A 5,416-nucleotide genomic window follows, 5' to 3' on the forward strand; every position below is an offset into this window, starting at 1 on the left:
AAAAGATATAAAAGAAGAATTGTTTGAAATAGGTAAAAATATTACAAATATAAAGGACTTCTACTTTCATAGGTAGGAGTCTTTTGTTTATAATAAAGTTAGAGGTGATAAATTTGATAAGTTTTATAACTAGTGGAGAATCTCATGGAAAAGAAATTTTAGGAGTTATAGATGGTTTTCCGGCAAATCTATATGTTAACATAGATTATATAAATAATGAATTAAAAAGAAGACAGCAAGGCTATGGTAGAAGTGAAAGAATGAAAATGGAAAACGATAAGATAGAAATATTATCAGGAGTAAATAAAAATTATACTACAGGTAATCCAATATCCTTTACTATTGAAAACAAAGGCTATAAGAAGAATATGGACAGCATAACGAAACCAAGACCAGGCCATGCAGATTTAGCAGGAACAATAAAATATGGTCATAATGATATTAGAAATGTATTAGAAAGAGCTAGTGCTAGAGAGACGGCTACTAGAGTAGCAATAGGCGGACTGTGCAAACTATTATTAAAAGAATTAGATATTTATATATATAGCCACGTTATTGAAATAGGAGGTATTAAATCAAGCAAAAATATATACGACAAACTTACTCTTGAAGAACTTCAATTAGCAGATGATTCACTTTTACGAGTACTAGATAAGGATTCTGAAAAACTAATGATTAAAAAAATAAATGATGCAAAAAAAGTAGGAGATACATTAGGTGGTATAGTAGAGGTGATTGCTATAAATGTCCCTGTAGGATTAGGAAGCTATGTTCAATGGGACAGAAGATTAGATGGAAGAATAGCCAAAAGCATAATGAGCATACCTGGTATAAAAGGAGTAGAAATAGGTAAGGGCTTTGGATCGTCAAAGAGCTTAGGCTCGGAAATTCATGATGAAATATTTTATAAAAAAGGTTATTATCGCGGTAGCAATAATGCTGGTGGAATAGAAGGGGGAGTTTCTAACGGTGAAAATATTATTGTGAGAACTGTAATGAAACCTATTCCCACATTAAAAAAACCTTTGAAGAGTGTTGATATAAAAAGTAAGGAAGATACTGTAGCCCAGGTAGAACGCTCAGATATAATAGCAGTGCCATCATTAAGTATTGTAGCTGAAGCTATGTTAGCTTATACAATAGCCAATGAAATAGTAATTAAATTTAGTGGTGATGATTTAAAGGAAATAAAAAGAAACTTTGTAAATTATAAAAATTCTATAGATAGTAGGTGATTCAATGGACACAATTATAGGTTCAAAGACCTTAGAGAAATTACCAGATATATTAGTTCGAAATAATTATAAAAAGCTCTTTATAATAACAGATGAAAATGTATCTAAAATATATTTAGATAAAATATTAAATATTTTATCTAGTTTTCAAGTAAAGACTTATGTACTTAAACCTGGTGAAAAAAGCAAAAGATTAAAAATAGTATTAAATATATATGATGAATTAATAGGGTATAATTTTAATAGAAATGGAGTTATTTTAAGTATTGGTGGTGGGGTAGTAGGTGATATATCTGGATACGTTGCTTCTACATATATGAGAGGTGTAAATTATATTCAAATACCTACTACATTATTGGCACAGGTAGATAGTAGTATAGGAGGTAAAGTTGGAGTTGACTATAAGGGATTAAAAAATATTATAGGCTCTTTTTATTTCCCCATAAAAACTATTATAGATGTAGAATTTTTAAAAACTTTAAATAATAGAGAAATGATTTCAGGAATAGGGGAAGTATTCAAGTATGGCCTAATAGAAGATTATAATTTTTTTAATTATGTAAAGAAAAACATAGAAAATATATTAGAAAAAAATGATCAAGTTTTAATATATCTTGTTGAACAATCAGTTAATATAAAAAAAAAGATAGTAAAATTAGATGAATTAGATAATGGTGTAAGAAGAAAATTAAACTTTGGTCATACAATTGGTCATAGTATAGAAGGATTATATAATTTTGATAAATATAATCATGGAGAAGCAGTAATATTAGGGATGCTATATGAGAGCTTTATTTCCAAGGAAATAGGTCTAATAGATACTATTTATTTTAAGAAAATATATGATACTTTGACTAAATTAATAACCCCTATTCATTTTAATGAAGAAGAAAAAAATAAAATGATAAATATTATGGATCATGATAAAAAGAATGTTAATAATAAAATAGGTTTTATTCTTCCAGTAGGAAGAGGAAGGGTTAATATATTTTATAACATTCAAAAGACAACTATAAAAAAAGCTTTAGAAGGAAAATGGATATGAAAATATTTGAGATGCCAGGAGATAAGTCTATATCTCATAGGGCTATTATATTAGGTTCTATAAGTGAAGGGAAAACTATTATTGAAAATTGTTTAATATCAGAGGATGTTTTAAGAACCGTTGATTGTTTTAAAGCTTTAGGTGTAGATATAAAAATAAAAGGAAGTACAGTGATCATTATTGGGAATGGTTTAAAAGGATTAAGACCACCAAAAACACCGCTTTACTGTGGTAACTCTGGAACAACTGTAAGACTTATAAGTGGGGTATTAGTAGCACAAAATTTTTGTTCTGAAGTAGAAGGGGACTTTTCTTTAAATAAAAGGCCTATGGATAGGATTATTTTACCCTTAAGACTTATGGGAGGAAATATAAAAGGAAGAAAGGATAAATTTCCACCTTTGGAAATAGAACCTACAAATAAATTAAAGGGAATTGATTACAGGCTTCCTGTAGCAAGTGCTCAGGTAAAATCAGCTTTAATATTAGGAGCCGTATACGGAGAAGGAGCTACGATAATAACTGAAAAGGCACCTTCGAGAGATCATACTGAAAGAATGATAAAGTATTTTGATGGGAATATTAAAAAGATTAACAATAAGATAATAGTTAAGCCAGTATCTAAATTGAATGGAAAAAAAGTATATGTGCCAGGGGATATATCTAGTGCTGCTTATTTTATAGTTGGAGCTTTAATACTAGAAGGAACAGGGTTACTAATAAAAAATGTGGGTATTAATGAAACTAGGATAGGGTTTATACAAGTTCTTAAAAAGATGGGTGGTTCAATTGACATTGTTAATTTCAGAAGCTATAATAATGAGCCTATGGCCGATATATATGTAGAACATTCAAAGCTTAAAGGTATAGAGATAAAAGGAAATATTATAGGTAAGTTAATTGACGAAATACCTATATTGGCCGTAGCAGCAACTATGGCAGAGGGAAAAACTATTATAAAAGATGCTAAGGAATTAAAGTACAAAGAAACTAATAGGATTGATGCTATGGTTAATGAGTTGAGAAAAATGGGCTCAGATATTAAAAAATTAGAAGATGGTATGATAATAGAAGGTAGGGGGATGTTAAAAGGTGGAAAATTAAAATCTTATAATGACCATAGAATAGTCATGGCTTTATCTATTGCTGGGCTATGTGCAAAGGATAAAATTTATTTTGATAGTACAGAATGTGTTAAAATATCTTTTCCTAATTTTTTTAATGAATTAAGTAGGTTTTTGGACTGAAGTTTGCTTTTTAAAAATCTAGATAATATAATGTTATAAGGTTCATTTAAAAATAATATATATTTTACTTATATAGATTAGATTATGAGGAGGAGTATTAAATGAAAACAGAATTACCAATAGGTATGTCAAATAGACATATACATTTGTCTCAAGGAGATTTGGAAAAATTATTTGGTGAAGGATATGAATTAACTAGGAGGAAGGATTTAAGGCAACCAGGTCAATTTGCTTCAGAGGAAAAGGTGGACTTAATTGGACCAAAAAAAGCTATAAAGGGAGTTAGAGTATTAGGACCTGTTAGAAGTGCAACTCAGGTAGAGGTTTCTATATCTGATGCCTTTACATTAGGAGTAGAACCTGTAATTAGAAACTCAGGAGATATTAAGGATACACCAGGGATAAAAGTAATAGGGCCTAAAGGCGAAATTGACCTTAAAGAAGGAGTAATTGTAGCAGCTAGACATATTCATATGCATACTGATGAAGCTAAGGAATTTGGAGTAAAAGACGGAGATGTTGTAAGTGTAAAGGTTGGTGGGGTAAGAGGTATTACCTTTGATAATGTACTTATAAGAAGTGGGGAAGGTCATAAATTAGAAATGCATGTTGATATTGAAGAAGGAAATGCAGCTGGAACTAAGAATGGTGATTTAGTAGAAATTATTAATAAATAGGGGGATGGCTATGAAAAATTTATCTAAGTATATTGATCATACTTTATTAAAACCTGAAACTACAAAGGATATGGTAAAAACTCTTTGTGAAGAAGCAAAAGAATATGGTTTTTATTCCGTATGTATAAATCCAACCTATGTTAACTTTGCTAAAGAGCAATTAAAAGATAGCGATGTGAAAGTAGCAACAGTTATTGGCTTTCCTTTAGGAAGTACAATGAAGGAAGTTAAAGCTTATGAATCAGAAAATGCTATTAATAATGGTGCCGATGAATTGGACATGGTTATAAATATAGGGGCATTAAAGGATAAAGATTATGATCTAGTAAAAGAAGATATAGAGGAAGTAGTTAATGCTGCTAAAGGAAAAGCCTTAGTAAAAGTAATAATAGAAACCTGTTTATTAAATGAGGAAGAAAAGAAAATGGCTTGTAAACTTGCAAAAGAAGCAGGAGCGGACTTTGTTAAGACTTCAACAGGTTTTAGCACTGCTGGTGCAACAAAAGAAGATGTAAAACTTATGAGAGAAGTTGTAGGGGATAAAATGGGAGTAAAGGCTTCCGGTGGCATTAGAGATTATGAAACAGCTGTAAAAATGATTGAAGTTGGTGCAACTAGATTAGGTGCTAGTTCATCAATTAAAATAATACAAGGATAATAGATATATAAAAAAGTTGTCACTAAGACAACTTTTTTATATATCTATTATTTTTTATTGAAATATAGTATAATCTGATAGTATAGGTTAATAATTAAAATAATATTCACATATTCACTTTATTATGTACTTTTATAACTACCTATGATAAAATTAAACTTATTTAAAAACTAGAAAGGAAAAAAATGTATATTTAATGGAGTGGAATTGTAAATGAAAAACAAAGCTGTAGTTTTAGGGGCAAATTATTATATTGGTCTAAGTATAATACGATGTTTAGGTATCCATGACATACCTATTGTGGCAGTAGATTATTCTAAAAAAGGTACCTATGGATTTTACTCTAAATATTTATCGGAAAAGTTAATTGGACCAGACTGTAAAAAGGATCCAGAAGGACTTTTAGAATTTTTAATTGATTATGGGAAAAGGCAAGAAAAACCACCAGTTTTATATCCTTCCGCTGATGGGTATGCAGAATTTATTGATAAGTATCTGCCAATACTGCAAGAATATTATTTAATTAATCAAACAGAACAAGGTTTATTTACAAA

Annotated in this window: 6 protein-coding genes; all 6 read left to right on the top strand. The window is 29.5% G+C overall.

All coding sequences use genetic code 11. The features are described 5' to 3' along the window. Positions 1-113 precede the first annotated feature (113 nt). Positions 114-1,235 (top strand): chorismate synthase, encoded by a 1,122-nt coding sequence (gene aroC / locus VK071_11910; protein ID HLR36017.1) that lies wholly within the window; start codon positions 114-116, stop codon positions 1,233-1,235. A gap of 4 nt (positions 1,236-1,239) precedes the next feature. After that, positions 1,240-2,280, top strand: coding sequence for a 3-dehydroquinate synthase (gene aroB, locus VK071_11915; protein ID HLR36018.1), 1,041 nt, complete (start codon positions 1,240-1,242; stop codon positions 2,278-2,280). Beyond that, complete coding sequence (aroA, locus tag VK071_11920) at positions 2,277-3,527, top strand: 3-phosphoshikimate 1-carboxyvinyltransferase (GenBank protein ID HLR36019.1); 1,251 nt, start codon at positions 2,277-2,279, stop codon at positions 3,525-3,527. The genes aroB and aroA overlap by 4 nt, the downstream gene beginning before the upstream one ends. Positions 3,528-3,628: 101 nt before the next feature. Beyond that, positions 3,629-4,204 carry a phosphate propanoyltransferase gene (locus tag VK071_11925; GenBank protein HLR36020.1) on the top strand — a complete coding sequence of 192 codons (576 nt, stop codon included), beginning with the start codon at positions 3,629-3,631 and terminating at the stop codon, positions 4,202-4,204. A 10-nt stretch (positions 4,205-4,214) separates the two neighbouring features. After that, on the top strand, positions 4,215-4,862 hold the full coding sequence (deoC, locus tag VK071_11930) for a deoxyribose-phosphate aldolase (protein HLR36021.1): 648 nt from the start codon (positions 4,215-4,217) through the stop codon (positions 4,860-4,862). 213 nt (positions 4,863-5,075) lie between these two features. Then, on the top strand, positions 5,076-5,416 hold a 341-nt coding region (locus VK071_11935; protein HLR36022.1), incomplete at its 3' end, for a carboxylate--amine ligase.

This window comes from Tissierellales bacterium (genome assembly GCA_035301805.1).
In the GTDB taxonomy this organism is placed as follows: Bacteria; Bacillota; Clostridia; order Tissierellales; family DATGTQ01; genus DATGTQ01.